Origin of the sequence: Corynebacterium sp. HMSC074A01 (genome assembly GCF_001831515.1) — a bacterium.
GTDB lineage: Bacteria > Actinomycetota > Actinomycetes > Mycobacteriales > Mycobacteriaceae > Corynebacterium.
Window position 1 is genome coordinate 91,625 of record NZ_KV825618.1, and the last position, 22,975, is coordinate 114,599.

Annotated in this window: 21 protein-coding genes; 16 read left to right on the forward strand and 5 right to left on the reverse strand. The window is 63.4% G+C overall.

Translation table 11 applies throughout. From position 1 onward, the window contains the following. Positions 1-57 precede the first annotated feature (57 nt). The 15 genes from HMPREF2550_RS06085 (at position 58) to HMPREF2550_RS06155 (ending at position 16,509) form a co-directional block, all read left to right on the forward strand. Positions 58-3,354: an AAA family ATPase gene (locus HMPREF2550_RS06085; RefSeq protein WP_070790330.1), complete on the forward strand. Its 3,297-nt coding sequence runs from the start codon at positions 58-60 to the stop codon at positions 3,352-3,354. Positions 3,355-3,492: 138 nt separating this feature from the next. Further along, positions 3,493-5,025 carry a GTPase ObgE gene (gene obgE, locus HMPREF2550_RS06090; RefSeq protein ID WP_070790421.1) on the forward strand — a complete coding sequence of 511 codons (1,533 nt, stop codon included), beginning with the start codon at positions 3,493-3,495 and terminating at the stop codon, positions 5,023-5,025. Between the two features lie 11 nt (positions 5,026-5,036). Further along, the gene (proB, locus tag HMPREF2550_RS06095) at positions 5,037-6,182 is read left to right on the forward strand and encodes a glutamate 5-kinase (RefSeq protein WP_070790331.1); all 1,146 of its coding nucleotides are present in this window, start codon (positions 5,037-5,039) and stop codon (positions 6,180-6,182) included. A 16-nt stretch (positions 6,183-6,198) separates the two neighbouring features. After that, positions 6,199-7,128: a D-isomer specific 2-hydroxyacid dehydrogenase family protein gene (locus HMPREF2550_RS06100; protein ID WP_070790332.1), complete on the forward strand. Its 930-nt coding sequence runs from the start codon at positions 6,199-6,201 to the stop codon at positions 7,126-7,128. A gap of 1 nt (position 7,129) precedes the next feature. After that, on the forward strand, positions 7,130-8,407 hold the full coding sequence (locus HMPREF2550_RS06105) for a glutamate-5-semialdehyde dehydrogenase (RefSeq protein ID WP_070790333.1): 1,278 nt from the start codon (positions 7,130-7,132) through the stop codon (positions 8,405-8,407). Between the two features lie 43 nt (positions 8,408-8,450). Continuing rightward, on the forward strand, positions 8,451-9,389 hold the full coding sequence (locus tag HMPREF2550_RS06110) for a hypothetical protein (protein ID WP_246817374.1): 939 nt from the start codon (positions 8,451-8,453) through the stop codon (positions 9,387-9,389). Between the two features lie 50 nt (positions 9,390-9,439). Beyond that, positions 9,440-10,057, forward strand: a complete 618-nt coding sequence (gene nadD / locus HMPREF2550_RS06115) for a nicotinate-nucleotide adenylyltransferase (protein ID WP_083319805.1) — start codon at positions 9,440-9,442, stop codon at positions 10,055-10,057. A gap of 75 nt (positions 10,058-10,132) precedes the next feature. Further along, positions 10,133-10,588, forward strand: a complete 456-nt coding sequence (rsfS, locus tag HMPREF2550_RS06120; protein WP_038592000.1) for a ribosome silencing factor — start codon at positions 10,133-10,135, stop codon at positions 10,586-10,588. A gap of 67 nt (positions 10,589-10,655) precedes the next feature. Further along, positions 10,656-11,309 carry a histidine phosphatase family protein gene (locus HMPREF2550_RS06125; RefSeq protein WP_083319806.1) on the forward strand — a complete coding sequence of 218 codons (654 nt, stop codon included), beginning with the start codon at positions 10,656-10,658 and terminating at the stop codon, positions 11,307-11,309. Continuing rightward, positions 11,306-12,103 carry a DegV family protein gene (locus tag HMPREF2550_RS06130; RefSeq protein WP_070790335.1) on the forward strand — a complete coding sequence of 266 codons (798 nt, stop codon included), beginning with the start codon at positions 11,306-11,308 and terminating at the stop codon, positions 12,101-12,103. The genes HMPREF2550_RS06125 and HMPREF2550_RS06130 overlap by 4 nt, the downstream gene beginning before the upstream one ends. Positions 12,104-12,214: 111 nt before the next feature. After that, complete coding sequence (locus tag HMPREF2550_RS06135; protein ID WP_070790336.1) at positions 12,215-12,874, forward strand: ComEA family DNA-binding protein; 660 nt, start codon at positions 12,215-12,217, stop codon at positions 12,872-12,874. Between the two features lie 2 nt (positions 12,875-12,876). Further along, positions 12,877-14,517, forward strand: a complete 1,641-nt coding sequence (locus tag HMPREF2550_RS06140) for a ComEC/Rec2 family competence protein (protein ID WP_070790337.1) — start codon at positions 12,877-12,879, stop codon at positions 14,515-14,517. Positions 14,518-14,527: 10 nt separating this feature from the next. Beyond that, positions 14,528-15,454: a DNA polymerase III subunit delta gene (gene holA / locus HMPREF2550_RS06145; protein ID WP_070762171.1), complete on the forward strand. Its 927-nt coding sequence runs from the start codon at positions 14,528-14,530 to the stop codon at positions 15,452-15,454. Between the two features lie 12 nt (positions 15,455-15,466). Continuing rightward, positions 15,467-15,865: an ankyrin repeat domain-containing protein gene (locus tag HMPREF2550_RS06150; RefSeq protein WP_070790338.1), complete on the forward strand. Its 399-nt coding sequence runs from the start codon at positions 15,467-15,469 to the stop codon at positions 15,863-15,865. Next, positions 15,862-16,509 carry a LysE family translocator gene (locus HMPREF2550_RS06155; RefSeq protein WP_070762173.1) on the forward strand — a complete coding sequence of 216 codons (648 nt, stop codon included), beginning with the start codon at positions 15,862-15,864 and terminating at the stop codon, positions 16,507-16,509. The genes HMPREF2550_RS06150 and HMPREF2550_RS06155 overlap by 4 nt, the downstream gene beginning before the upstream one ends. Before the next feature lie 19 nt (positions 16,510-16,528). On the opposite strand, the gene HMPREF2550_RS06160 is transcribed toward HMPREF2550_RS06155, so the two are convergent. The 3 genes from HMPREF2550_RS06160 to HMPREF2550_RS12450 form a co-directional block, all read right to left on the reverse strand. Next, complete coding sequence (locus tag HMPREF2550_RS06160; RefSeq protein ID WP_141757725.1) at positions 16,529-17,593, reverse strand: CE1 family esterase; 1,065 nt, start codon at positions 17,591-17,593, stop codon at positions 16,529-16,531. Positions 17,594-17,728: 135 nt separating this feature from the next. Next, positions 17,729-17,992 (reverse strand): 30S ribosomal protein S20, encoded by a 264-nt coding sequence (gene rpsT / locus HMPREF2550_RS06165; protein ID WP_038591974.1) that lies wholly within the window; start codon positions 17,990-17,992, stop codon positions 17,729-17,731. Between the two features lie 198 nt (positions 17,993-18,190). Beyond that, positions 18,191-18,796 (reverse strand): type II toxin-antitoxin system PemK/MazF family toxin, encoded by a 606-nt coding sequence (locus HMPREF2550_RS12450; RefSeq protein ID WP_246819770.1) that lies wholly within the window; start codon positions 18,794-18,796, stop codon positions 18,191-18,193. A gap of 100 nt (positions 18,797-18,896) precedes the next feature. Between HMPREF2550_RS12450 and lepA the strand changes: the two genes are divergently transcribed. Beyond that, positions 18,897-20,753: a translation elongation factor 4 gene (gene lepA / locus HMPREF2550_RS06175; protein ID WP_070790339.1), complete on the forward strand. Its 1,857-nt coding sequence runs from the start codon at positions 18,897-18,899 to the stop codon at positions 20,751-20,753. Here the strand turns inward: lepA and HMPREF2550_RS06180 are convergent. Both HMPREF2550_RS06180 and HMPREF2550_RS11840 read right to left on the reverse strand, forming a co-directional pair. Continuing rightward, on the reverse strand, positions 20,737-21,432 hold the full coding sequence (locus HMPREF2550_RS06180; RefSeq protein WP_070762176.1) for a CPBP family intramembrane glutamic endopeptidase: 696 nt from the start codon (positions 21,430-21,432) through the stop codon (positions 20,737-20,739). The two genes, lepA and HMPREF2550_RS06180, sit on opposite strands and share 17 nt — an antisense overlap. Beyond that, positions 21,429-22,961 (reverse strand): aldose epimerase family protein, encoded by a 1,533-nt coding sequence (locus HMPREF2550_RS11840; protein WP_083319807.1) that lies wholly within the window; start codon positions 22,959-22,961, stop codon positions 21,429-21,431. Before HMPREF2550_RS11840 ends, HMPREF2550_RS06180 begins: the two co-directional genes overlap by 4 nt. Between the last annotated feature and the right edge of the window lie 14 nt (positions 22,962-22,975).

Genomic DNA, 22,975 nt, shown 5'->3' on the forward strand with positions numbered 1-22,975 from the left:
TGCGGCGGCTACGCGTAGAGTAGTCCCGTGTCGAAGCCCTAAAAGGAGAGTCCCACTATGCGCGCAACGCCGAACGATGATCTCGCCCAGATGCTTGCGTCGGTACCGCCGGGAGAAGCGCTTTTGCTTGCGCCGGGCGACTACCGGGTAGAAACGTTGCTGGTCGAATCCCGTACTTTGCAGGCCGAGAATTCAGGGGTGCGAATTTATGGTCGCATTGTGCTCGCTCGAGGGGCGTCGCTTGTCGGGGTGTCAGTGTTCGGCCCGCGTGGTGGCAACGCCATCATTTGCAACGACGGTCATGCACTGGTGCGCAACTGCCATGTTGAGGTGCCTGATGAGACAGAGTTTCCATCGATTGGTGTCAAAGGTGCACAGCTCAAGGTGTGGGACAGCGTAGTCAGGGGCGGGAAAGACAAGAAGGCGGTGCTCGGCATCGAGCATGCGCAGTGCGCGATCGAGCGCAGCACGCTGGACAGGCTGGATTTGGAGTCAGGGTCGGAGGGGAGCGTCCAGGCGACGGTGGTAGGCATGCTTTTTGCGTCCACTGGCGCAAAGATGCACCTCTTGAACGACGTGACCATTGAGACGCCCACGCTCACCCGTTTAGCGATCGTCGTTGATGGTGCAACGCTGGATTCGTCAGGTGTGCTGGTGAAGACTGGCAAGCCGGAGATACTTGTGCGAAACGCCAACCTGCGTTTGTCGCAGGTGGTGAGCGACAACGGTGCCACAGTAGTGGTGAAGGCAGAAGGGGCGGGTCACTGCGATGTTGATCCCCGCTCGTGTGTCGTGCACCGTGAGGGCGAGACCACATCTGAAGTGCGATGGCGAGCTGCGGATAATGAAGATTTTGAGCGTGTGGTCGCGCCGCTGCTTGCATCCGACGCAACAGTGATACTGGAAGAGGGAAATTACTCAATTGAGTCAGTGCCGAAACACGTCCGCGATTTGACCCTTCGGGGCGCGAAGCGCGACGCCACAGTGCTGGCAATTTCAGGCTCGCTGAACGCGGACAATGGTGGCAGGCTCATCGTCGAAGACATGACGTTGTTACAGGCAGATGGGCATAACGCTTGTAATGTTTTTGAAGGCTCTGAGGCGTATCTCCTGCGTACAAGGGTGGTTAGCGCGCAACGCTTCGGCAAGATTCCGGCGTTATTTGTCCGCAATGGCCGTCTCTACCTAGATCAGACCATTGTTGAGTCTCCTGCGGGGGTGTCAGACCCTACGGTGGCGGCTTTCGGCGGAGAAGTTTCCACTAGTACGTCCTTCCTCGGTTGGGCACAGTTTGTCGATGGGGCAGTCGTCGACGTCGACGCATCGTCTGCATACGCTGTGCATGCAGAGGCGTCACGGGTGTCTGGCTCGCTCGCCATTCATCCTTCACTTACAAACCAGCGACAGTTGGTGATTCAGCGCGGGAGCCGCTGCGAATTCTCCCAGTTGACGCTTCTGACGAGCTACGCGGAATTCTTCGTCGATCACGCCTCCCTGACCGTGGGCGAATCTTGGCTGGTGCAGACAGCCAGCGCGGCAGTCTATGTAGATCAAGGAGAAGTGCAGTTCTCTGCTGCATCGTTCTTTGAACAGGTTGATGGGCAATGGCAATGCGTGCGTGAACCTGTGGACGCTGCGCCGTCTCCCGGTGCCGTGGGCGTCGAGAATGCGGCAGCGGCGGCATCGTCGCAAAGTGCGCCTGGTGATCCAATGTCGCAGATTCACGAACTCATCGGCCTTGACACGGTAAAGCGCCAGATCAATGCGTTCATGAACCGTGTGAAGTTTAATCAACGGCGCGCTGAGCTTGGGCTGGCACCTGAGCCGCTGGTGATGCATTCGATGTTCCTCGGTAATCCCGGGACGGGGAAGACTACCGTGGCGCGCTTGCTTGGGCAGGCGCTCTATAGCGCCGGCGCAGTACGAACGGACACGTTTGTCGAGGTTGGAAGGGCTGACCTCGTCTCCGAATACATCGGGAAAACAGCGCAAAAAACCAACGAGGTGCTTGAGCAGGCACGTGGCGGTGTGCTGTTTATCGATGAGGCCTATGACCTGCACTCGGAAAGCGGGCAGGACTTCGGCAAAGAAGCGGTGACTGCGATCCTGACGTTCATGGAGAACCACCGCGACGACATCGTCATCATTTTCGCAGGTTACCCCGACTTGATGCAGGACTTCCTTGCCATGAACCCGGGATTGAAGTCGCGTATCCCCAACCGCTTCGACTTTGAGGACTATTCTGCGGATGAACTTGCGGCAATCGGCGCGGCGAGCCTGTCGAAGAAGGGCTATACCTTTGACCGGGATGCGTTGCAAGCAGCGATTCGTCGACAGTACCGGCGCTCTGGCGACGGTTCGAACGGCAGGTGGGTGCGTAATTTTGAGGATGCACTCATCGGGGCGATCAGTACCCGTTTGGCCCTGACTCACGCCGGCGACTTGTCCCAGGTGACAAACGAAGAGATCACAAGCGTGACCGCCGCAGATATCCGCACAGTCACAGGTGGGGCGGCCAGTGCCGAGCGTGTTGAGTCCCTCTTGGATGAGCTGGAAAACCTTATCGGCTTGGAAGAAGTGAAGCAGTGGGCTGCGGACCTGGTGCAGGTCGCGGAGGCCAACCAGCGGCTCGAAGCGCAGGGTCTACAGGCCTCCACGCCGACGTACCACATGGTGTTTTCTGGTAATCCCGGCACGGGCAAGACGACCGTTGCGCGCATCGTTGCGGAAATCTTCCACGCATTGGGGATTCTGGAGTCGCCCACCGTCAAGGAGGTTACGCGAGCAGACCTCGTTGGCTCTGTCATCGGCGCGACTGAAAAGCAGACCACCCGAGCACTCGACGAAGCGATGGGTGGAGTGCTGTTTATCGACGAGGCGTACCAACTCACCAGCGCTGGAAGTGCGAATGATTTTGGCCTGCAGGCCGTTGAGACGCTTCTACCCAGATTGGAGAATGACCGGGGCAAGTTCATCGCGATTCTTGCCGGATATACCGACGAGATGGAAGCATTCATGGACGCGAACCCTGGACTGCGCTCCCGTATTCCAAACGCGATCGAGTTTCCTGACTACACCCCGCAAGAGGTTGCGCGCATTGTCGCAGAAAGCCTGAAAGCAAGGGGTTGGAGCGTCGATGCGGCACTACTGGAAGGGACCGTTGTCGCGGTGTATGAAGCGTTACCGTCTGCTGAGCGCAGCAATGGGCGGTGGGCGCGCAACTTTGCAGACCGGTTGGAACATCGTCATAAGCTTTGGATCGCGCAAAACGACCCGAGCGGTGAAGCGCTGCGCACGATCACGGAGGAAACGGTTCGTATAGTCGGGGAAGAGCACACGCTCTCGGTGGACTAAGACCGGAGCCGTTACTTGCTTTGCGGTTCACCCGGTACCCTGCATGTAAGAAACCTTGTTGGAGGTGCCGCACACGTTGTAATGCGTGAGACGCGCACGAGCAGGCGGATCATTTACGAGAGGGAGGCGGGCAAGACCATGGCGCAGTTTGTTGATCGCGCGGTGCTGCATTTGCAAGCAGGTGACGGTGGGCACGGGTGCGTGTCCGTGCACCGCGAAAAGTTCAAGCCACTCGGCGGCCCAGACGGGGGCAACGGTGGGCACGGCGGCGACATTGTGTTGGAAGTGTCGACACAGGTGCACACGCTTCTCGACTTTCAGTACCGTCCGCACGTCAAGGCCGGTCGTGGCGGCAACGGTGAAGGCGATCACCGCAACGGTGCCCGCGGCGAGGACCTCATCTTGGAGGTCCCAGTGGGCACCGTGGTGCGCAATGAGGCCGGCGAGATTCTGGCGGACCTGACGGTGCCCGGCACGAGGTTTATGGCTGCCGAAGGCGGGTACGGCGGGCTGGGCAACGCGGCGCTCGCTACCGCAAAGCGCAAGGCCCCGGGCTTTGCGCTCAAGGGCGAGCCAGGTGAGGCGCACGACCTCATCCTGGAGCTGAAGTCTATGGCTGACGTGGGGCTCGTCGGTTTCCCGTCGGCAGGTAAGTCCTCCCTCATCTCGGTCCTGTCTGCAGCGAAGCCGAAGATTGCGGACTACCCATTTACTACGCTTGCGCCGAACCTGGGCGTTGTGGACGTGGGCGACGACACTTTTACGGTTGCCGATGTCCCCGGGTTGATTCCGGGGGCAAGCCAAGGCAAGGGCCTGGGGCTCGACTTCTTGCGGCACATTGAGCGCACCGCGGTCCTTGTCCACGTTGTTGATGTGGCGTCCATTGAGCCCGGCCGAGACCCCATCTCTGACGTGGAGGCGTTGGAAGCGGAGCTGGATAGTTACGCGGATGCACTCGACCACGACTCGGGCCTCGGGGATCTGCGTGAGCGGCCGCGCATCATTGTGCTGAACAAGATGGACATCCCGGAAGCCGCAGAGCTCGCCGAGTTTCTCCTCGAAGACATCAAGGAGCGATTCGGGTGGCCGGTTTTCCAGATCTCGACGGCGACCCGTGCGGGCTTAGAAGAGCTCAAATGGGCGATGTGGAATGTCGTCGAGCAAACCCGCAAGGCGCAGCGGAAGGCGAAGAAGTCCGCTGCAACTGTCGAGCAGCAAGAGATCCTTCGCCCGCGCGGTGTGTCGCGTAAGGGGCGTAAAGGTAAGGCAGACAGTGGCATTGTGGTCGAGCGCGACCCGATGTATCCCGAGGGCTGGATCGTCACTGGAGAGAAGACAGAGCGCTGGATCCGCCAGACCGACTTTGAAAACGATGAAGCGGTCGGATATCTCTCGGATCGTCTGGAAAAGGCCGGCGTCGAGGACGAACTCAGGCGGATCGGCGCGCAAGAGGGCGATACCGTCACCATCGGAGACATTTCCTTCGATTGGGAGCCGATGCGTGGCGGAGACCCGACGCTCGCAGGCCGCGGCGCGGACGCCCGCCTGTACGACACAAACCGAATCTCTGCCGCGGAACGCAAGCGTGCCTCGCAGGCGCGGCGTGGCCTCATCGATGAGTTTGATTACGGCGACGGGGAAGAAGCGGAGCGCAAGCGCTGGGAGGGTTAGACTGAGTCCTTATGCCTGCTGCCTTAACGCCTGACCTTTCCGAATCCCAGCTTCGCGCGCACATTGCGAGCGCGCGAAGGATTGTGGTCAAGATTGGGTCGAGCTCGCTGGTCAACGCGGACTCGTCCGTCAGCCCCGAAAAGATTGATGCGCTTGTCGACGCCATGCATGCACGGATGAGCGCAGGCACCGACATCGTCGTTGTCTCATCTGGTTCAATCGCTGCTGGTATGGCACCGCTGGGGTTGTCGCAGCGTCCGCGCGATTTGGCGACGAAGCAGGCGGCTTCCGCGATTGGCCAGGTTCACCTCGCCCAGGTGTGGGGTGCGTCGTTTGCTCGTTATGGCCGAACGGCTGGGCAGGTGCTCCTGACGCAGGCCGATGCTGGTGTGCGTGAACGGGCCCGGAACGCACAGCGCACGATCGACAGGCTGCGCCAGTTGGGGGCTGTGCCGATTGTGAACGAGAACGACACGGTTGCTACTTCGGAAATGCGTTTCGGGGACAATGACCGTCTGTCGGCAATCGTTGCGACGCTCACTGCTGCCGATGCGCTCGTGCTGCTGTCGGATGTGGACGGGTTGTACGACCGAAATCCTGCAGACCCGACAGCACGCATGCTCACCGAGGTGCGCAGTGGACACGACCTCGAAGGGGTCGCAGCTGGCGATGGTGGCGTGTTCGGCACCGGCGGGATGGCAGCTAAAGTGTCGGCGGCGCGGTTGGCGACGCGCGGCGGGGTGCCGGTGCTGTTGACGTCGGCAAGCAATATTGCCCAAGCGCTGGGCAGCGCCGACTGTGGCACAGTGTTTCACACGCGACCGGCGTCGCAGCTTCGCGCCTGGAAGTTTTGGGCGCTCTACGCCGCGGATGCGGAGGGGGTCCTGCGGCTGGACGCGGGTGCTGTTGAGGCGGTGACCCGCGGTGGAACGAGCCTGCTCGCGGTGGGGATTACGAGCGTCGAAGGCGAATTTCATGCCGGCGACATCGTGGAGATTCTCGGCCCGGACTCTGAAGTGATTGGTCGAGGGGAGGTCGCCTACGACGCGACGGAGCTTGCCGATATGTGTGGCAAGCACACATCAGAGCTTGCGGAAAATAAACGACGCCCGGTTGTGCACGCGGATTACCTATCTCACTACGCGAGCCGATTGTAACGGCTACGGTAGGGGCATGAAGTTTGCTTTTCTTCCTTCCCCGTGGGAGGCCTCGGTCGCTGACCTTCAAGCGGCAGGCCACGAAATGGTCGACCTTGACCAGGACCCGGACATGCTTGTGTTCCGCGGCGGCCCGAAAGACTTTCCGGACACGCTGCCGGAGAGCGTGAAGGTCGTGCAGATCGGCTACGCCGGGATTGAGATGCTCCTTGACGCCGGAATTTTGGCGAAGCACGCGGCGCGAGGCGTCCGCTTCGCTAACGCCGCTGGAATCTACGACGACACCGTGGCGGAGTCGACGCTTGGGCTGTTGCTCGCGGTGTCGCACCGGCACAAGGCTGTGCGACGCGAATGGAACCAAAGCCAGCTCTTCGATGAGACCGAGTTCCTCTTCGATAACAAAAAGCTGGCGCTGATCGGTGCTGGCGGCATTGGCAAGAAGCTGGTCGAGTTTCTCGCCCCGTTCGGGGTCGAGGTCACTGCGGTGAACCGTTCTGGGCGCGAGGTAAAGGGCGCGGTGCAAACTGTAGCGATGTCCGATGCTGAAGCGATGGCGCAGGTATGGGCCAACAACGAGTACTTTGTCCTGCTCGCGCCGCTGACACCGGACACGAAGCACCTCGTGAACGCTGAGGTGCTTGCGGCGATGCCGTCGAACGCAGTGATCGTGAACGTCGGGCGCGGTGGCCTCATCGACACCGAGGCGCTGACGGACGCGCTGCGTAACGGCACCATTGCGGGGGCGGGCCTGGACGTGACGGAGCCCGAGCCTCTCCCCGCGGATCACCCGCTGTGGGACATGGACACGGTCGTGATTACGCCGCACACTGCCAACATTCCGCGATTCATGGAGCGACGCGTGGGTGCGCTCGCGGTGAAGAACTGGGAGAAGTTTGCCAGCGGTGAGCAAATGCACACCGAAGTCGATGTGGAAGCGGGGTACTAACATGCACGATCACGCAGAGGGTGTGGCCGGGAGCGTCCACGAGCTCGCGCAAGCCGCGAAGCGCGTTGCGCCGCAGCTTGCCGAGCTGTCGACCGAAGCCAAGAACACGGTGCTTCGCGCGGCGGCGGAGGCACTCGTCGCGCGCACAGAAGAGATCCTTGAGGCGAATCGCGCTGACATCGCGGCCGGACGTGAGAACGGGATGGACGAGTCACTCATCGACCGCCTGGCCCTTGACACCGATCGTGTCGCCGGCATTGCTGACGGTCTGCTCCAGGTTGCGGGTCTGCAGGATCCGGTCGGTGACATCGTGCAGGGCCGAACGCTGCCGAATGGGCTGAAGCTGCGGCAAGTGCGCGTTCCGCTGGGCGTGATGGGGATGGTCTACGAGGCGCGTCCGAACGTCACGGTCGACGCCTTCGGGCTTGCCCTGAAGTCGGGCAACGTTGCACTTTTGCGCGGCTCGAAATCTGCAGTGCGTTCGAACGCGGCGCTGGTCGCGGTGCTGCAGGACGTCCTCGCCTCCGCTGGGCTTCCGCGTGAGGCGGTACAGCTCCTGCCGTGCGAGAGCCACGCGACGGTGCAGGAGTTGATTACAGCCCGCGGCCTGGTCGACGTGGTCATCCCGCGCGGGAGCGCCTCGCTGATTCACGCGGTGGTGCAGCACGCGACTGTGCCAGCGATTGAGACGGGCACGGGCAACTGCCACTTCTACATTGACAAAGATGCCCCGCTGGATTCGGCGATCGACATGCTGCTCAACGGCAAGACACGTCGCTGCTCGGTGTGTAATGCGACGGAGACAGTGCTTCTCGACGCCGCGTTGCCCGACGCCGACAAACTCCGCGTCATCGAGGCACTGCAGAAGGCCTCGGTCACCGTCCACGGCGACGTGGAAACGCTTTCGGCGTGCGGTGCCCGCGACATCGTGGCTGCCACGGAGGAAGACTGGGCAGATGAGTACCTGTCATTCGATATCGCGTGCGCGGTGGTTGACGGTGTGGAGGGCGCGATTGCGCATATTGCGAAGTACAGCACCGGGCACACCGAAGCTATCGCCTCGGATAGCGCGCGGGCCCTGCAGCGTTTCGCTGATGGTGTTGATGCGGCAGCAGTGGTGCTGAATGCTTCCACCGCGTTCACAGACGGCGAGCAGTACGGCATGGGTGCTGAGATTGGGATTTCAACTCAGAAGCTGCACGCGCGTGGCCCGATGGGGCTGCCCGAGCTGACCAGCACAAAGTGGATCGTCGAGGGGGCTGGGCACACCAGGCCGTAACCTTAATGAGACATTGGGGCATTCTGGCTCTATGCTCATTGGCGTGTTGAAATCCCATGCCTCCTGGCGCCTTCGCGTGAGCGCCCTTGTCATCGCCTTTGTCGCCGCGGTTACCGCGGTGCTTACCCCGATTGCCCCTGCCCCGCAGGCTGAAGCGCAGCACCGCTGTCCGGCGGTCGCGTTTGTCGCGGCCCGCGGCTCCGGCCAGAACGACCAGATTTACCGCACCCGCTACTCCTCCCAGGCACCGTGGGTGTCCAACGGGTGGGAGGGGCAGACGATTCGTGCCTTCCTGCACCACGCCGAAGGTCGCTACCGGGCGACGCACGGCGGCAATTCGCTGATGAAGGACGTGGAGGTGCTCGGCCTTGAGCCGCGCTACTACCCGGCCGTCTACCCGGAGTACGAAGTGCCCAATGTCATTGCGCCGTCGACAGCGCTGCAGGCGCTTGGCCTGGCGGTGCAGTACAGCATGCCGGTACTGCGCATGGCCGTGCGCGCCGGCAATGAGTTCCTCGATTCCGTGCAGATTGGCCGCACTGGCGTGATGGCCATGATCAACAACTATGAGCGATCCACTGGGTGCCGTCCGAAGTACATTTTGTCCGGCTATTCGCAGGGCACGATGATCATGCTGGAGCATGAGCGGGAGCTGGCGCGGCGCGGACAGCTTGCGGGCGTGGTCTACTTCGGTAGCCCGAACACAGCCCCCTGGGATCCGGCCACGGTTGGTGTTGCAGGCGGTGGCGCCGGCGGCATGTTGGGCTTCTTGCCGTTCAATATGAAGTCTGCTGCGGGGACACGCAACCGCGTGAACTACTGCTTGCCGCTGGATGGCGTGTGTGACCTGTCGATCCAGACGTTGCGCGCCTCCCAAGGCAACGGTGGCAACCACGGGCGCTACTACATCTGGCCTTCGCGCTGGGATAACCAGGTTTCGGATACCTTCGGCAGGTTTGTGGACCAGGTTCGGTACCGCTAAGCAGGGGCGGGGAGGCTTCGTTACGACCCGCTCCGCGTAGCCTGGTGACCATGGAAGAGTTTGCTGATTCGCTCGCCGGTGCCTCCCGCATCGGCATCATGGGCGGTACGTTTGATCCGATCCACCACGGACACCTCGTGGCGGCGAGCGAGGTCGCTGACAGGTTTGACTTAGACGAGGTCCTCTTCGTGCCGACGGGTAACCCGTGGCAGAAGGCGGATCGGGAGATTACTGCGGCCGAGGATCGGTACTTGATGAGCGTGGTGGCTACTGCTTCTAATCCGCGTTTTTCGGTTTCAAGGGTCGACATTGACCGGGGTGGCCCCACATACACGTTGGATACGTTGCGGGATCTTCGGGAACAGTTCCCCGACGCGAAGCTGTTTTTCATTACGGGAGCGGACGCGTTGAGCTCGATTATGTCTTGGCGGCATTGGGAAGAGATGTTTGAGCTCGCCGAGTTTGTCGGGGTCACCAGGCCAGGCTATGAACTGACGGAGGAGATGTTTCCGGAGGAGATTCAGCGCCGTGTGCACCTGATCGAGATCCCGGCGATGGCGATTTCTTCCACGGATTGTCGCAAGCGCGCGCATGAGGGGCGCCCGGTGTGGTACTTGGTGCCTGATGGGGTGGTGCAGTACATCGCGAAGAATCGGCTCTATCAGTAAGTGGCACTTTGCGCGCCTGTCATGGGACAATGAGGGCGCTACATTTTATCTTGGTACTTGAAAAGGAATTGCTTCTTGAGCGCAGCGCAGATCTCCATTGAACAGGCCACCATTGCGGCGAAGGCTGCTGATGAGAAACTAGGCACGAATATTGCCGTGCTTGATGTGTCCCAGGTGATGGGCATTACGGATATTTTTGTTGTCGTATCGGCAAACAATGAGCGTCAGGTCGCCGCGATTGTCGACGAGGTGGAAGCTGAGCTGACCGAGGCGGGCCTGGAGCCGAAGCGTCGCGAAGGCAACCGCGAGTTCCGCTGGGTGCTGCTGGACTACGGGGACTTTGTGGTGCACGTGCAGCGTGAGCAGGAGCGCGAGTTCTACGGGCTTGACCGCCTGTACGCGGACTGCCCGGCTATCACCGTGGAAGGGATCGAGCCGTACCAGCGTCCGGAAGATTTCACGGAAGTCCGCGGGGTTGAGGATCTCGAGGATCTGCCGCTTGCTGGCGAGGCACCTGAAGACGAGGACTAAACACGAGCCACGCTTGTGTAGTTTCAGTCGCCCGAAGTTCCGCCCACTTACGTAAGGAGGATCGCCGATGCAGCGCCGACTCATCATGCTGAGGCATGGGCAAACCGTGTACAACGCGACCCGGAGGATGCAAGGGCACCTGGACACCCAGTTGTCGGAGACCGGGATTGCTCAGGCGCGCGCTGCGGCGAGCATGGTGGCGCAGCTCGGTGTGTCGAAGATTGTCGCCTCCGACCTTTCGCGTGCGGCTGACACCGCGGAGATTATTGCTGACGCAGTCGGTGTGCCCGTGACTACGGACCCTCGCCTGCGGGAGACCCACTTGGGGGCGTGGCAGGGCAAGTCGCACGAGGAAGTCGACGGGGCTCACCCGGGGGCGCGTGCGCATTGGCGCAACGACGCGACATGGGCACCGCCGGAAGGCGAGAGCCGTGTGCAGGTAGCGCAGCGGGCCCGCCCGGTGGTGGACGAGCTGCTCACGGATTATGCACAATGGGGCGATTCGGCGGTGCTTTTGGTCGCGCACGGCGGGACGATCTCTGCGCTGACCGCCAGTCTGCTCGGCTTCGATGTAGCGCAGTACCCGCTCTTTAAGAGCCTGGGTAACACGAATACCGCGCGCTTGTACGCGCTGCCTGCGTACCGCGCCGAAAATTCGGCCAGCGACGACGAGGTGCAGTGGTACCTGGAGGCGTGGAATCAGGGGTTGGTTGCCCCATGACGGTACGCATTGTGGTTGATTCCGCAGCAGGCTTGTCTGAGGAATTGCTGCAGGAGCTTGATATTACCGAGGCTGCGCTGCATGTGATGGAGGGGGACGAGGGGGCGTCGACAAGCGGGCTGAGCGCGATTGAGCTTGCGGCGTGCTACGCGCGGCAGTTGGAGCGCGGCGGGGACGACGGTGTGGTCGCGTTGCACTTGTCGAAGCACTTTTCCTCGACGTGGTCGGCCGCAGTCCAGGCCGCAGGGGTGTTTCCGGATACCGTGCGGGTCGTGGAGACGGACACTGCGGGGATGAGTATTGGTGCTGCGGCGATGGCTGCGGCGACGCTCGCGCGCGAAGGGGCTGACTTGGACGAGTGCGAGGCGATGGCGCGTTCGACCATCGAGCGCTCAGAGACGTGGCTGTACCTCAGCCAGCTTGATGATTTGCGCAAGAGCGGTCGCTTATCGACGGGCACCGCAGTCCTTTCCGCCGCACTGCTCGCCACCAAACCGATCCTGCGGCTCAACGCTGGCAAACTTGAACTCGCAGGTAAGACGCGGACACAGACGAAAGCCTTCGCAAAGCTTGCGGAGCTGGTCATGGAGCGAGCGGGGGAGAAGCCGGTCTTTGCGGCGATCCAGCACACCGATGCGGCTGAGGCTGCAAATCAGCTTGCGGATACGCTGGAGGCGGTGTTGCCGGATGGCTCGCGGATTTTGATCGAGCCACTGGTGGATGTGATTGCGGTGCATACCGGTCAGGGGGCGATCGGGCTTTCGGTGGTGTTCTCCTCGCAGCGCGAGGGGTAGGCCGGAACCTCAGTAGTCCCTTCTGTCCCGCCCGTTTCATTCGTGCTGGATGTTTTGGATAGATTTCACTAGGACCTTCCATTTTTGATTTACGTTTCGTATTATGCGGGCATGGATACTCTTGACCGAATCAAAGAACTTACTCGCCCAACTGGGGAAGAAGACCTACTCAACGTCGAATACCCGAAACCGCGACTTAGCGTGTCGCCTAAACATGCCTGCATCGCCGTCGCATGTGTACTGCTAGCGTTCGGTGCGTGGGCGTTTCTCCGTGCCTCGCCGCCGCCGGAGACCCCGACCACCTGGGACTCTGCGGCGACCGAAACGGAAAGCGCGCCAAGCGGGGAAATCGTGGTGTCTGTCGTCGGTGAAGTGGAGCGCCCTGGACTGGTAACGCTCCCAGACGGTGCGCGCGTTGCGGATGCCCTCAACGCCGCATCCGCCCGGCCAGACGCAGACATCTACGCACTGAACCAAGCGCAACTCTTAGTCGACGGGCAGCAGTTGGTCGTGCCCTCCGTTCACGCTGGCGGCGAATCCGGCGCACAAGCCCCCGATGCGCCAGCAGGTGCCGGCGGGGGAGTGCTGTCGCTCAATACGGCGACCGCGGCCGAACTCACCGCGTTGCCTGGCGTCGGCGAAGCAACGGCGCAGGCGATCGTGCAACACCGCGAGGCGAACGGCCCGTTTGCAAAGCCTGAGGATCTGATGGATGTCAAAGGCATCGGTCCGGCGAAGTTCGAAGCGCTCAAGGACCTCGTTGGGCCTTAACCATGCAGGAATTACGACTCGTGCCCGCAGCAGTGGGCGTCTGGGCGGGAGCGCTGTGCTGCCTGCTGTGGGGCCCGGTATGGGCTGGGGGAGCGCTCGCAGTCGGGGCCGGCGTGTGCGTGCTGTACAAGGAGTACGGCCAAGCGATTCTGGTTGCAGGTCTGGGGGCTGCATCCACGCTGGGGACGCAGCTGCGCTGCGTGCTGGCGAGCCGTTGGGAGAAGACCGGGCATACACAGGGGAGCGTGGTGGGAACCATCAGTGGACAGCCGCGCGAGCTTGCGAGCGGCGGTTACTTGATCCGGATGAATGTCGACGGCTACCCCGCGGCCATGCCGGTGTTTACGGAGGACCTACCGCCGCACGCGGTTCCCGGCGCGCACGTTGAAGCCATCGGCACGGTCGGAGAGTCCACGGTGCCGGGCGTCGGTACCGTGACGATCAATGGCGACATCGCAGTGCACGCCGGTCCGCAGGGGATGGCTCGGCTCGCCGACTATGTGCGAACCACCTTTGACCAGGCAGTACAAGCGCAAGTTGGTGAGGCAACCCGCGGGCTGATCCCGGGGATGGTGCTCGGAGACACCAGTTCCCAGAGCGACGCGGAGCAGCAGATGTACATCGATACGGGCCTTTCGCACCTGTCTGCGGTGTCCGGATCAAACGTCGCCATCGTGACGAGCGCGGCGGTGATCGCTGCGGCCCTGTTGGGCTTCGGGCTGCGCTATCGGCTCGCTGCCGCCACGGCTGCGCTGCTGCTGTTCGCCGGCTTGGTGGGGCCGGACCCTAGCGTGCTGCGGGCCTCTGTCACCGGTTTGGTGGGGCTGACCGCCGTCATGGCTTCGACCCGCGCGGAGCCGATCCATGCGCTGTGTTTTTCCATCATCGGCCTCGTCTTGGTTGACCCCGACTTAGCGGTGCACTACGGGTTTGCGCTTTCGGTCGCCGCAACCGCAGGGATCGTCGCACTCTCGCCGCTGCTGTACCGCGCGCTGGCGTTTACTCAATGGCCGGACATCGTGGTGCGCGCGCTGGCCGTGGCGATCGCCGCCGACATTGCGACGATGCCGATCATCGCGCTTATGGCCGGGCAGGTCTCGCTCGTCTCAGTAGTCGCCAACGTGCTCGTCGCCCCTGTGGTGCCGCCGATTACGGTGCTGGGGCTTATCGCGTGTGTGCTTTCGCTCGTCCCAGGCGGCTTTGAGGCGCTCGTGCTATGGATAGTTGAGCCCCTTGCTTGGTGGGTGCAGGCTGTGGCTGCGTACGGCGCGAACCTTCCCTCGGCAACGGTGAACGCGTCCCCGCCGGTAGTGCTGGTCTGCTACGGGTGGATCGTTGCTGGTTTTCTGCTCCACCGGCCGCGGGTCACGTTTGCGGTGGTGGCGGCGTTGCTTCTTGGTACCAACGTGTCGTTTCATGCGGCACGACCGATCGACCCGACCACGCTGCGCGCGCACGTGGTCGAAACAAAAGAAGACGTCGAGCCGATCCCCGCCGGCACCGAACTCGTCGTCGTTTTGGAAGGTGGCCGCCCGCACCGCTTCCCGGTGGTGACCACCTCCGGTATTCCGGTGCTGTTCCCCAACCGAGATGGGCGTGTGGTGCTCTACGCCGACGGGACGCAGCGTCTGCTCGGCCCGTAAGCTTGGGGGCATGCTCAACCCGGTTCACCTTGTACTTGGTGAGGAGACGTTTCTCGCCGAGCGCGTCACCAAGGAAATCATCGACAGCCTCGGCCCGGCGGTCGAGGTGACGACGCTGCGTGCCGGCGACGTCACCGAGGGCGAAATTGCGATGGCGACAAGCCCGTCGCTGTTTGCCGAGGAGCGCGTCGTGGTGGTGAAGAAGACGGAGATGGCTCGCAAAGAGCCGACGCAGGTGCTCTTGGAGGCGTGCAAGAACCCTGCCCCGGGCATGACCATCGTTATCGAGCACACCGGCAAAGGCCACCAGAAGGCGGCGGTGACGAAGTTCAAGAAGCTGGCGGAGGTACACGCGGTGGACCCGGTCAGTGCGCGTGACCGTCCGGCGTGGCTGACCGCGGAGTTCCGTCGCCACGGGGTGCGCCCGCACCAGGACGTGGTGTCAGCGGTGCTCGAGTCCGTTGGTTCAGACTTGCGCGAGCTGGCCTCTGCCGTCTCGCAGCTTGTCGCGGACACGGGCGGGCAGGTGACCGTCCAGGCGGTGCGCGACTACTACACGGGTGTGGCCGAGGTCGCCGGGTTCGATATTGCCGAGCTCGCGGTGCAGGGGCGCGCGGATCGTGCGCTTGCGTCGACGCGCCGGGCACTGCAGCTCGGAACCGATCCGGTCGCGATCGCGGCTGCGCTTGCTTACAAGGTTGGCGACGTCGCGAAGCTGCAGGGCATGCGGGGAGATCCGAACGCGCTTGCCCGCGACCTGGGCATGGCGCCGTGGGGCGTGAAGAAAACGATGCAGATTGCGCGCCGCTGGTCGCCTGCCGCGGTATCGGAGGCGGTCATCATCGTCGCAGACTTGGACGCGGAGGTGAAGGGCAACGGGGGCGTGCCCGAGTTCGCGGTGGAGAACGCGGTGCGCCGGATTGCACAGCTCGCGTGATACTTTTTCGTTATGAGCGATGAGATTCCGGAGGACGTGCAGGAGTTCGCCACTGCGCTGTTTTCCCTGGCCAGATCGGGGCAGCTGCAGCTGCTGGAGTACGTTGACCGCGGGGTCGACGTAGATTTGAGCAACCAGGATGGCAATAGTTTCTTGATGCTCGCCGCCTATGCCGGCCACCCCGAGCTCGTGCGGGGGTTGCTCGAGCGCGGCGCTAACGTGAACAAACTCAACGAGCGCGGCCAGAGCATCGTGGCAGGTGCAGTGTTTCAAGGTGATGAGGCGATCGTGCGCATGCTTATCGACGCCAACGCCGACCCCGACGCCGGCCACCCCACCGCCCGCGAGACCGCCACCATGTTCGGGCGCGCCGAGCTCATCGATCTGCTGCCGCCGAGGCGCGAGGCATGATCGGGTTCGGCGACCTCGCCGTCATCGTCGGGCTCAACGTATTGGGTGCGGCATCGCCCGGCCCCGACGTCATTTTGCTGACCCGCACGGGCACCCGCTCACGCAAGCACGCGTGGGCGACCACTCTCGGCGTGCAGACTGGCGTGTTGTTCTGGTGCACGCTCACCGTCATTGGCGCGACCGCGCTGCTGAATGCGTTTCCCTGGGCACTCGAGGCGGTGCAGCTCGTCGGCGGGACGTTTTTGGTCTGGATGGGCGTCGGTAACGTGCGCGGTGGGTGGGCGGATCGCCGCAAGCCGCCGCCGAATACGGTGGAGGCGGCGAAGCGGCTTGGCAGTCCTCGGGCGAGCTACTGGCGCGGACTGACGACGAATCTAGCTAACCCGAAAATCGTGCTCGCCCTGTCCGCGATGATTGCGCCACTGCTCCCAGCTCACCCTTCGGTGGCTACCGCGGTGGTGGTCATCGCCGCGTTGTGGCTGAGCTCTTTCGCGCTCTTCGCCGTCTACACGCAGGTGATTTCGACGGAAAAGGTGCGCCGCCGTTTGCTCGGGGCGGGCCCGTTTATCGATATTGCGGCGGGCCTCTTCTTCATCGTGGTGGGCGCGGTGCTGTGCGCGCGTGGGGCGCTCGCGTTGGCGTAGCCCCCGCGCGCAGCATCAGCTAGAGCTGCTGCATGACGAAGTCTACGGACTCCCTCGTCGCGTCGGGGCGGGTAAACCACGTGTGACCGCCGCCGTTGACGCGCACGAGCCGCGTCGGGGTGATGCACCCGATTGGCTCGATGGAGGTGGCGCCGAAAAGACCACCATATTCAAAGGTGCGGGTCGAGCAGCCGTTCTTTTGCCCGAACGTGTCGAGCACGCGAGTCACCGGCTGGTAGGCACCGCCGTGGCGGGTGCCGCCGTTGTAGTTGATGACATCGTCTCGGGTGCCGTGCATCAACAAGGTGGCAACGCGGCCGAAGTCGCAGTTGCTGACCGTTGGGTCGTAGTACGCGCCGGCCGCGGAAGCGATGGCCTTGACAGTGTCGGAGGCGTGGCAGCCAAGCACTGCGGCCATGCCGCCGCCGTTCGACAGGCCGATTGCGGCGACGCGGTTGCGGTCGCCGCCGAAGTTCTCGGCGAGGTCCGCAATCACCGCGCGAACGTAGGCGATGTCATGGTTGATGCTGGTCTTTGCATACGGGGCGCCGGCCCACGCGTTGTCGACGCCCTGGCCGTAGACAACGATCGTGTCCGTGGCAGCGTCCTCCAGGCGTAGGTACTCATGAGCCCGCTCCGCGGAGTGCTGCCAACCACCGAAGCCGAAAATGATGCGGTAGGAGTTGCCCTCTGCGTACCCCGGTGGCAGGACCATGTTGTAGGAGCGGGTGCGGCCGCCGACGCTGATGGTGCGGCGCATCGTGCCGTCGGGCGCGAACCCTGCGTCCCGGCCGCCGCGGTAGCCGCCGTCAGACGCGCCACCAGTACCGCCAGCGCCGGAGGATCCTTCGGTACCCACAACGGGAAGTGCGATGCCGAGGATGACCAGCAGCGCGATCAGCGTGCCAATGCGCTGTGCGATGACGGGGTCAACGCCGGGGATCTCCGGGATGACGTCGGAAAGCGAAGCGGCGTGCGCTTCTTCGGTCAAAGGGGCGTCCACAACGGCAGTGGAGCCGAGCGCCAGGCCGGCTGCAATGGCAGCGGAGCACAATGCGCGCTGGTAGCGACGAGGTTTCTTCACGAACGAGTATCGTAATCTAGCCGCAAGCTAAATACACTCCGGGGGTAAGCGCATAAAAAGATAAAACCCGCCACTAGCCTTGAAGGGCTAGGGCGGGGGTGACACGCGCTCGCGCCGTCGGCGCGAAGGCGTTTGTTACGCCATCTTGTTCAGCGCCTGTGCCATGTTGGACTTCTTGTTCGCCGCGTTGTTGCGGTGGAAGACGCCCTTGGTCACGGCCTTGTCGAGCTTGCGGGAAGCAACGCGCAGCTGTGCCTCAGCGGCAGCCTTGTCGCCGGACTCCACGGCCTCGCGGAACTTGCGGATCTCCGTGCGGGTGGCGGAGCGGACGGACTTGTTGCGCTGACGACGCTTCTCGTTGGTGAGAACGCGCTTCTTCTGCTGCTTGATGTTTGCCATGATGTACCTCTTGGTCTTTCGTATTCGGATCGGTCATGTCGATCTTCACCGGAAAGGGCGTAAGCGTTTGACTGTGGCAACCGCAGCGCGGTTTACGCGGACCCAAGGTCCTGCCCGCGTCGTCAAACAGCCCTGAAATCTCCCGGGCGAGAACAACTCCTCCAAACTAGCAGGGTGCAGGCGCAAGCTCCAAACTGCTTAGCCCCAGTCGAAGCGGTCCCGAAGCCGGTTGGCGACGCGCTCAAAGCGACGCGGCGGGATAATCGTGCCGGAGCGGTGCAGGTCACTTTCGGGGACGATGAGCGTTTTGTCCAGGCGCACCCAGCAGGGTTTGCCGGATTCGTGCCATTCGCCTGCGCCGATGCCGAGCCAGCGCTCGTCGTTAGCGTGCTCGGATTCGGGGGAGATGAGCAGCCCGAGCACCTCGTTGCGCTCGCGGCCGACGACGAGCATGCTGCGTTGCCGCGGCGGGTGCGAAGGCATGGTGACCCACACGACTTCCCCGGGCTCGGCGTTGCCGTCCATGTCGGGCGCGTAGTAGATATTGCGCGGCAAGAGTGCGGTCGGTTTGACGGTGACGTAGGTGGCGGTGCGTGGTTCGTGCGCGGGGTTGCGTGTGCCGAGGCGTTCGTTGAGCAGTGCGAGGCCTTGGTCGAGGGACGCGGTGCGCCGTTCTCGACGCGAACGTCGCTTAAATAGGTGGGAGGTTTTCGCCTTGAGCTTGTTGAGCGGCGCGAAGCTGCCTTGCCGCTTGACCAGGCGCGGGCCATCGCCGCGGGTACCGGCTTCTCGGTGTGATTCCACGTTGGCGAACCTCCCGTTCGTGTTGCTCGCCACTTTAGGCGCTTGGTGCGGGTGGGACAAGTGGTTGGGGGTGGGTTGGCCCCGGTAGGATGGTGGAACTATGGCTGCCACGACGAAGAATTTTGCGGAACAGACGTTTACCGATCCCTCGCGGATTCGAAACTTCTGCATTATCGCTCATATTGACCACGGTAAATCGACGCTCGCGGACCGCATTTTGCAGCTGTCCAACGTAGTCGCCGCGCGCGAGATGCGTGACCAGTACCTGGACAATATGGATATCGAGCGTGAGCGTGGCATCACCATTAAGGCTCAGAACGTGCGCTTGCCGTGGACACCGAAGACGGGCGAGTTCGCCGGCCAAGACATCGTCCTGCAGATGATTGACCCCCCGGGCCACGTCGACTTCTCCTACGAGGTGTCGCGTTCGCTCGACGCCTGCGAGGGGGCAATTTTGCTTGTCGACGCGGCGCAGGGGATCGAGGCACAGACCCTTGCCAATCTGTACATGGCCATGGAAAACGACCTCGAGATCGTCCCGGTGCTGAACAAGATTGACCTGCCGGCGGCCGACCCGGAGAAGTACGCGAACGAGATCGCCCACATCATTGGCTGCGAGCCCGAGGAAGTGCTGCGCGTTTCCGGCAAGACAGGCGAGGGCGTGTCGGAGCTGTTGGACAAGGTCGTCGAGCTGATCCCGGCGCCGGCATCGGAGCACGGCGCGGACGCACCAGCGCGCGCGCTGATCTTCGACTCGGTCTACGACACCTACCGCGGCGTCGTCACCTACGTCCGCATGATGGACGGCAAGTTGGAGCCGAACCAGCGCGTGCAGATGATGAACACCGGCGTGCAGCACGAGATTCTGGAGATTGGCGTGGTCTCGCCGACGATGAAGAAGACGAAGGGCCTGGGCCCCGGCGAGGTCGGCTACCTCATCACCGGTGTGAAGGACGTGCGTGAGACCCGCGTGGGCGATACCGTCACGTGGGCGCAGAAGGGTGCCGACGAGCCGCTGGATGGCTTCGAGGAGGTCAAGCCGATGGTGTATTCGGGCTTGTTCCCGGTGAGCCAGGAGGACTTCCCGGCGCTGCGCGAGAGCTTGGAGAAGCTGCAACTCAACGACGCCTCGCTGACGTGGGAGCCGGAGACGTCGGTGGCGCTTGGCTTCGGCTTCCGCTGTGGTTTCTTGGGGCTTTTGCACATGGAGATCACCCGCGACCGCCTCGAGCGCGAGTTTGACCTGGACCTGATTTCGACCGCGCCGTCGGTGACCTACCGCGTGATCGCCGAGGATGGTACCGAGCACATGGTGCACAACCCGTCCGACTGGCCGGGCGGCAAGCTGCAGCAGGTGTTTGAGCCGGTGGTGAACATGACGATCATCGTGCCGCAGGAGTTCGTCGGCTCCACGATGGAGCTGTGCCAGTCCAAGCGTGGCCAGATGAAGAACATGGAGTACCTGTCCGAGGACCGCGTGGAGCTGCGCTACCTCATCCCGCTCGGCGAGATCATTTTCGACTTCTTCGACATGCTCAAGTCCCGCACGAAGGGCTACGCCTCGCTGAACTACGAGGACGCCGGGTGGCAGGAGGCGAACCTGGTTAAGGTGGACATTCTGCTGCAGGGTGATCCGGTGGATGCGTTCTCGGCGATCGTGCACCGGGATTCTGCGCAGTGGTACGGCAACAAGATGACGAAGAAGCTGAAAGAGCTCATCCCGCGTCAGCAGTTCGAGGTGCCGGTGCAGGCCGCGATCGGTTCGAAGATCATCGCCCGCGAGAACATCCGCGCGATGCGCAAGGACGTGCTGTCGAAGTGCTACGGCGGCGACATTTCGCGTAAGCGCAAGCTGCTGGAGAAGCAGAAGGCGGGTAAGAAGCGTATGAAGGCGATCGGTTCGGTCACCGTGCCGCAGGAGGCGTTCGTCGCGGCGCTGTCTACCGACGAGGGCTAAACACCCCGATCAAGGCGGTCGCCACAACCGTGGCCACCGTGCCCCAGGGCCCTTCGCTTATCGACGCCGCGAGCCCCCACACGTTACCTACCAGGTGTAACACCCACGCGGCCTCGATGCCGCGGGTGCGCCAGGTGAGCCAGGCGGCGCAGGTGGCGAAGACGGCGACGTCAGCAAGCGTGCCCGCGTTACCCGTGTGCAGGGCGACAAAACCCAGCGTCGGCAGGCCGTAGGCGAGTGGCGCGGCCAGGCCACCGAGCATTTGCGGCAGCGCGGCCCGGAAGACGAGTTCTTCTGCGGCGGCCTGCAGCGCGACGACGGTGCAAAGGAAGAGGAACGCGCCCCAGCCGAGTGCAGGTGACCCAGGGGATGCAAGGGTCGCGACGGCGTAGACACACACCGTCACCGCGAGCGCGCGGCCGACAAGTCCCCAGCGGATGCGCCTTTCCGCGGAGATGAGCGTGGCGGGGTGTCGCCCGGTGCACGCGCGTGCGAGCGGGGCTGCGGGCAGGGTCGCGGCGAGGATGCACAGCGGCTCGAACCGGGGGTCAACCGTGCCCGTCGTTTGGAGACCGAACGCGGCGGCCACGCCGAAGGCGGTCGCAAAGACGACGAGCAGCACAAGCTCGCCAACGCGCACGCCGACGTCGGCGTGCGCGGCACTGTGGAACTGCGTCATGGCTGCGTCGGCGCGGTGACGTGTACGTCGAGACCGATTTCCGCGGACTCGCCCGGCGCGAGTACTACGCCGTCCCGGTTCTCGCCGAGCAGCGCCGGTTCGACGCAGACGAACCTCGCCCAGTCGTCGGTGCCGAGGCTTTCGTCATGGGCGCATACTTCGGGGCCGGGGTTCCAGACCACGACGTGGTCGGTGCCGTGGGTGGTGAAGGTGAGGGTGCGGTGGGCGTCGCTAAGCGAGCACTGCGCGGTGGTGCCCACCACGCGGTCGACTTCCTCGCCGAACACGATGGGGGACTCGAGCGTGCTCGTGGCACCGGCGATCTTATCGAAGTAGGGCGCGCCCTCAAGCCCCGTAACGCGGGCACCGGCAGCGTCGACCGCCCAGTATGGGTGCAGCGCGAGCTGGATGCGGCGCGGGACGTCGTCGAGGTTGTCGACGCGCAGGTGAAACGAGATGTCGGGTTCGGTGCACACGGTGTAGGTCAGGCGCAGGTGGTCGTTGGTCAGTTCGGCTGTGGTGCCGTCGTTTTGCGCAGTGCGCACCCAGGGCAGCTGGTTGGCCCAGCCGTGCATCTGCGGGCCAAGCGTCTGCGCGAACCAGGGCGCGACGACGGGCACGCCCCCGTGGGCGGGGTTGGCAGCTGATTGGAACAGCAGGTCGCCGGTCGTGTGGGGCAGGTGGCGCAGGTGGGCGTCGAAAGTCGGCATGGGGGCAACCTTAGCGCCCACCACGACGCTGGCGAGCACAGCGAGCAGGAAAGCGCCGAGCAGGCCCGCGATCGGGAGGAACGCGCGCGACGAATCCAGATCGGCGATGCCGGAGAAGTTGGCGTAAGAGACGTTCGCGTTGTTGACAATGTGCAGCGCCAGCGCGAGCTCAAGCCCGCCGGTGCGGTGCACAAGGAGCGCGGCTAATAGCGCGAAGATCGTCACGGTGACGAGTTGCCCTCCACCGCCGGTGTGGCCGAAAACGAACAGCGGCACCGGCACGAGATACGCAACCCACGGCGACGGCGCCCACGCGCCAACGCACTGCACAAGACTGCCTCGGAAAAGAAGCTCCTCGGCCAAACACTGCAGCGGCAGCACCAACAGCGTGATCACAACGCAGGAGAAGAAGACTGCGTCGAGGCGCGCGGGCGGGGCACCGAAGGCGAGTACACCCACCGCGAGCGCGAGCAGGCTCGGCGCGGCAAACGCGGCGAGCGCGGGGAGGAAGAAGCGCCATCGGAATCTGCGCTCGATCGACCAGAGGACGCGCACGTCACGGCCCGACGCCCAGGCGGCAACAAACGCGGCCGGGATCGTCAGCGCGATCGCCCCGTAGCCGAAGAGCATGGAAGTGGGGTTGCCCTCGGCGATGCCGCCCGGCTGCTCCACGCCGTTGATCAGTAAGAAGGGCACCACCCACACCGCCTGCAGCACGACGAAGAGCAGACCGGCAACGGCAATCTCGACGCCCGGGCGCCACCAGCGGTACGGGCGGGTGCGGTCACGGCGTGCGAGGCGATGGTAGGCGGCAATCACCCGGATAGTGTCTA

Bases quoted from the DNA above. Each gene is read 5' to 3' on its own strand.
- HMPREF2550_RS06085 (WP_070790330.1), top strand. From the start codon at position 58: ATGCGCGCAACGCCGAACGATGATCTCGCCCAGATGCTTGCGTCGGTA.
- obgE (WP_070790421.1), top strand. From the start codon at position 3,493: ATGGCGCAGTTTGTTGATCGCGCGGTGCTGCATTTGCAAGCAGGTGAC.
- proB (WP_070790331.1), top strand. From the start codon at position 5,037: ATGCCTGCTGCCTTAACGCCTGACCTTTCCGAATCCCAGCTTCGCGCG.
- HMPREF2550_RS06100 (WP_070790332.1), top strand. From the start codon at position 6,199: ATGAAGTTTGCTTTTCTTCCTTCCCCGTGGGAGGCCTCGGTCGCTGAC.
- HMPREF2550_RS06105 (WP_070790333.1), top strand. From the start codon at position 7,130: ATGCACGATCACGCAGAGGGTGTGGCCGGGAGCGTCCACGAGCTCGCG.
- nadD (WP_083319805.1), top strand. From the start codon at position 9,440: ATGGAAGAGTTTGCTGATTCGCTCGCCGGTGCCTCCCGCATCGGCATC.
- HMPREF2550_RS06125 (WP_083319806.1), top strand. From the start codon at position 10,656: ATGCAGCGCCGACTCATCATGCTGAGGCATGGGCAAACCGTGTACAAC.
- HMPREF2550_RS06130 (WP_070790335.1), top strand. From the start codon at position 11,306: ATGACGGTACGCATTGTGGTTGATTCCGCAGCAGGCTTGTCTGAGGAA.
- HMPREF2550_RS06135 (WP_070790336.1), top strand. From the start codon at position 12,215: ATGGATACTCTTGACCGAATCAAAGAACTTACTCGCCCAACTGGGGAA.
- HMPREF2550_RS06140 (WP_070790337.1), top strand. From the start codon at position 12,877: ATGCAGGAATTACGACTCGTGCCCGCAGCAGTGGGCGTCTGGGCGGGA.
- holA (WP_070762171.1), top strand. From the start codon at position 14,528: ATGCTCAACCCGGTTCACCTTGTACTTGGTGAGGAGACGTTTCTCGCC.
- HMPREF2550_RS06150 (WP_070790338.1), top strand. From the start codon at position 15,467: ATGAGCGATGAGATTCCGGAGGACGTGCAGGAGTTCGCCACTGCGCTG.
- HMPREF2550_RS06155 (WP_070762173.1), top strand. From the start codon at position 15,862: ATGATCGGGTTCGGCGACCTCGCCGTCATCGTCGGGCTCAACGTATTG.
- rpsT (WP_038591974.1), bottom strand. From the start codon at position 17,992: ATGGCAAACATCAAGCAGCAGAAGAAGCGCGTTCTCACCAACGAGAAG.
- lepA (WP_070790339.1), top strand. From the start codon at position 18,897: ATGGCTGCCACGACGAAGAATTTTGCGGAACAGACGTTTACCGATCCC.
- HMPREF2550_RS06180 (WP_070762176.1), bottom strand. From the start codon at position 21,432: ATGACGCAGTTCCACAGTGCCGCGCACGCCGACGTCGGCGTGCGCGTT.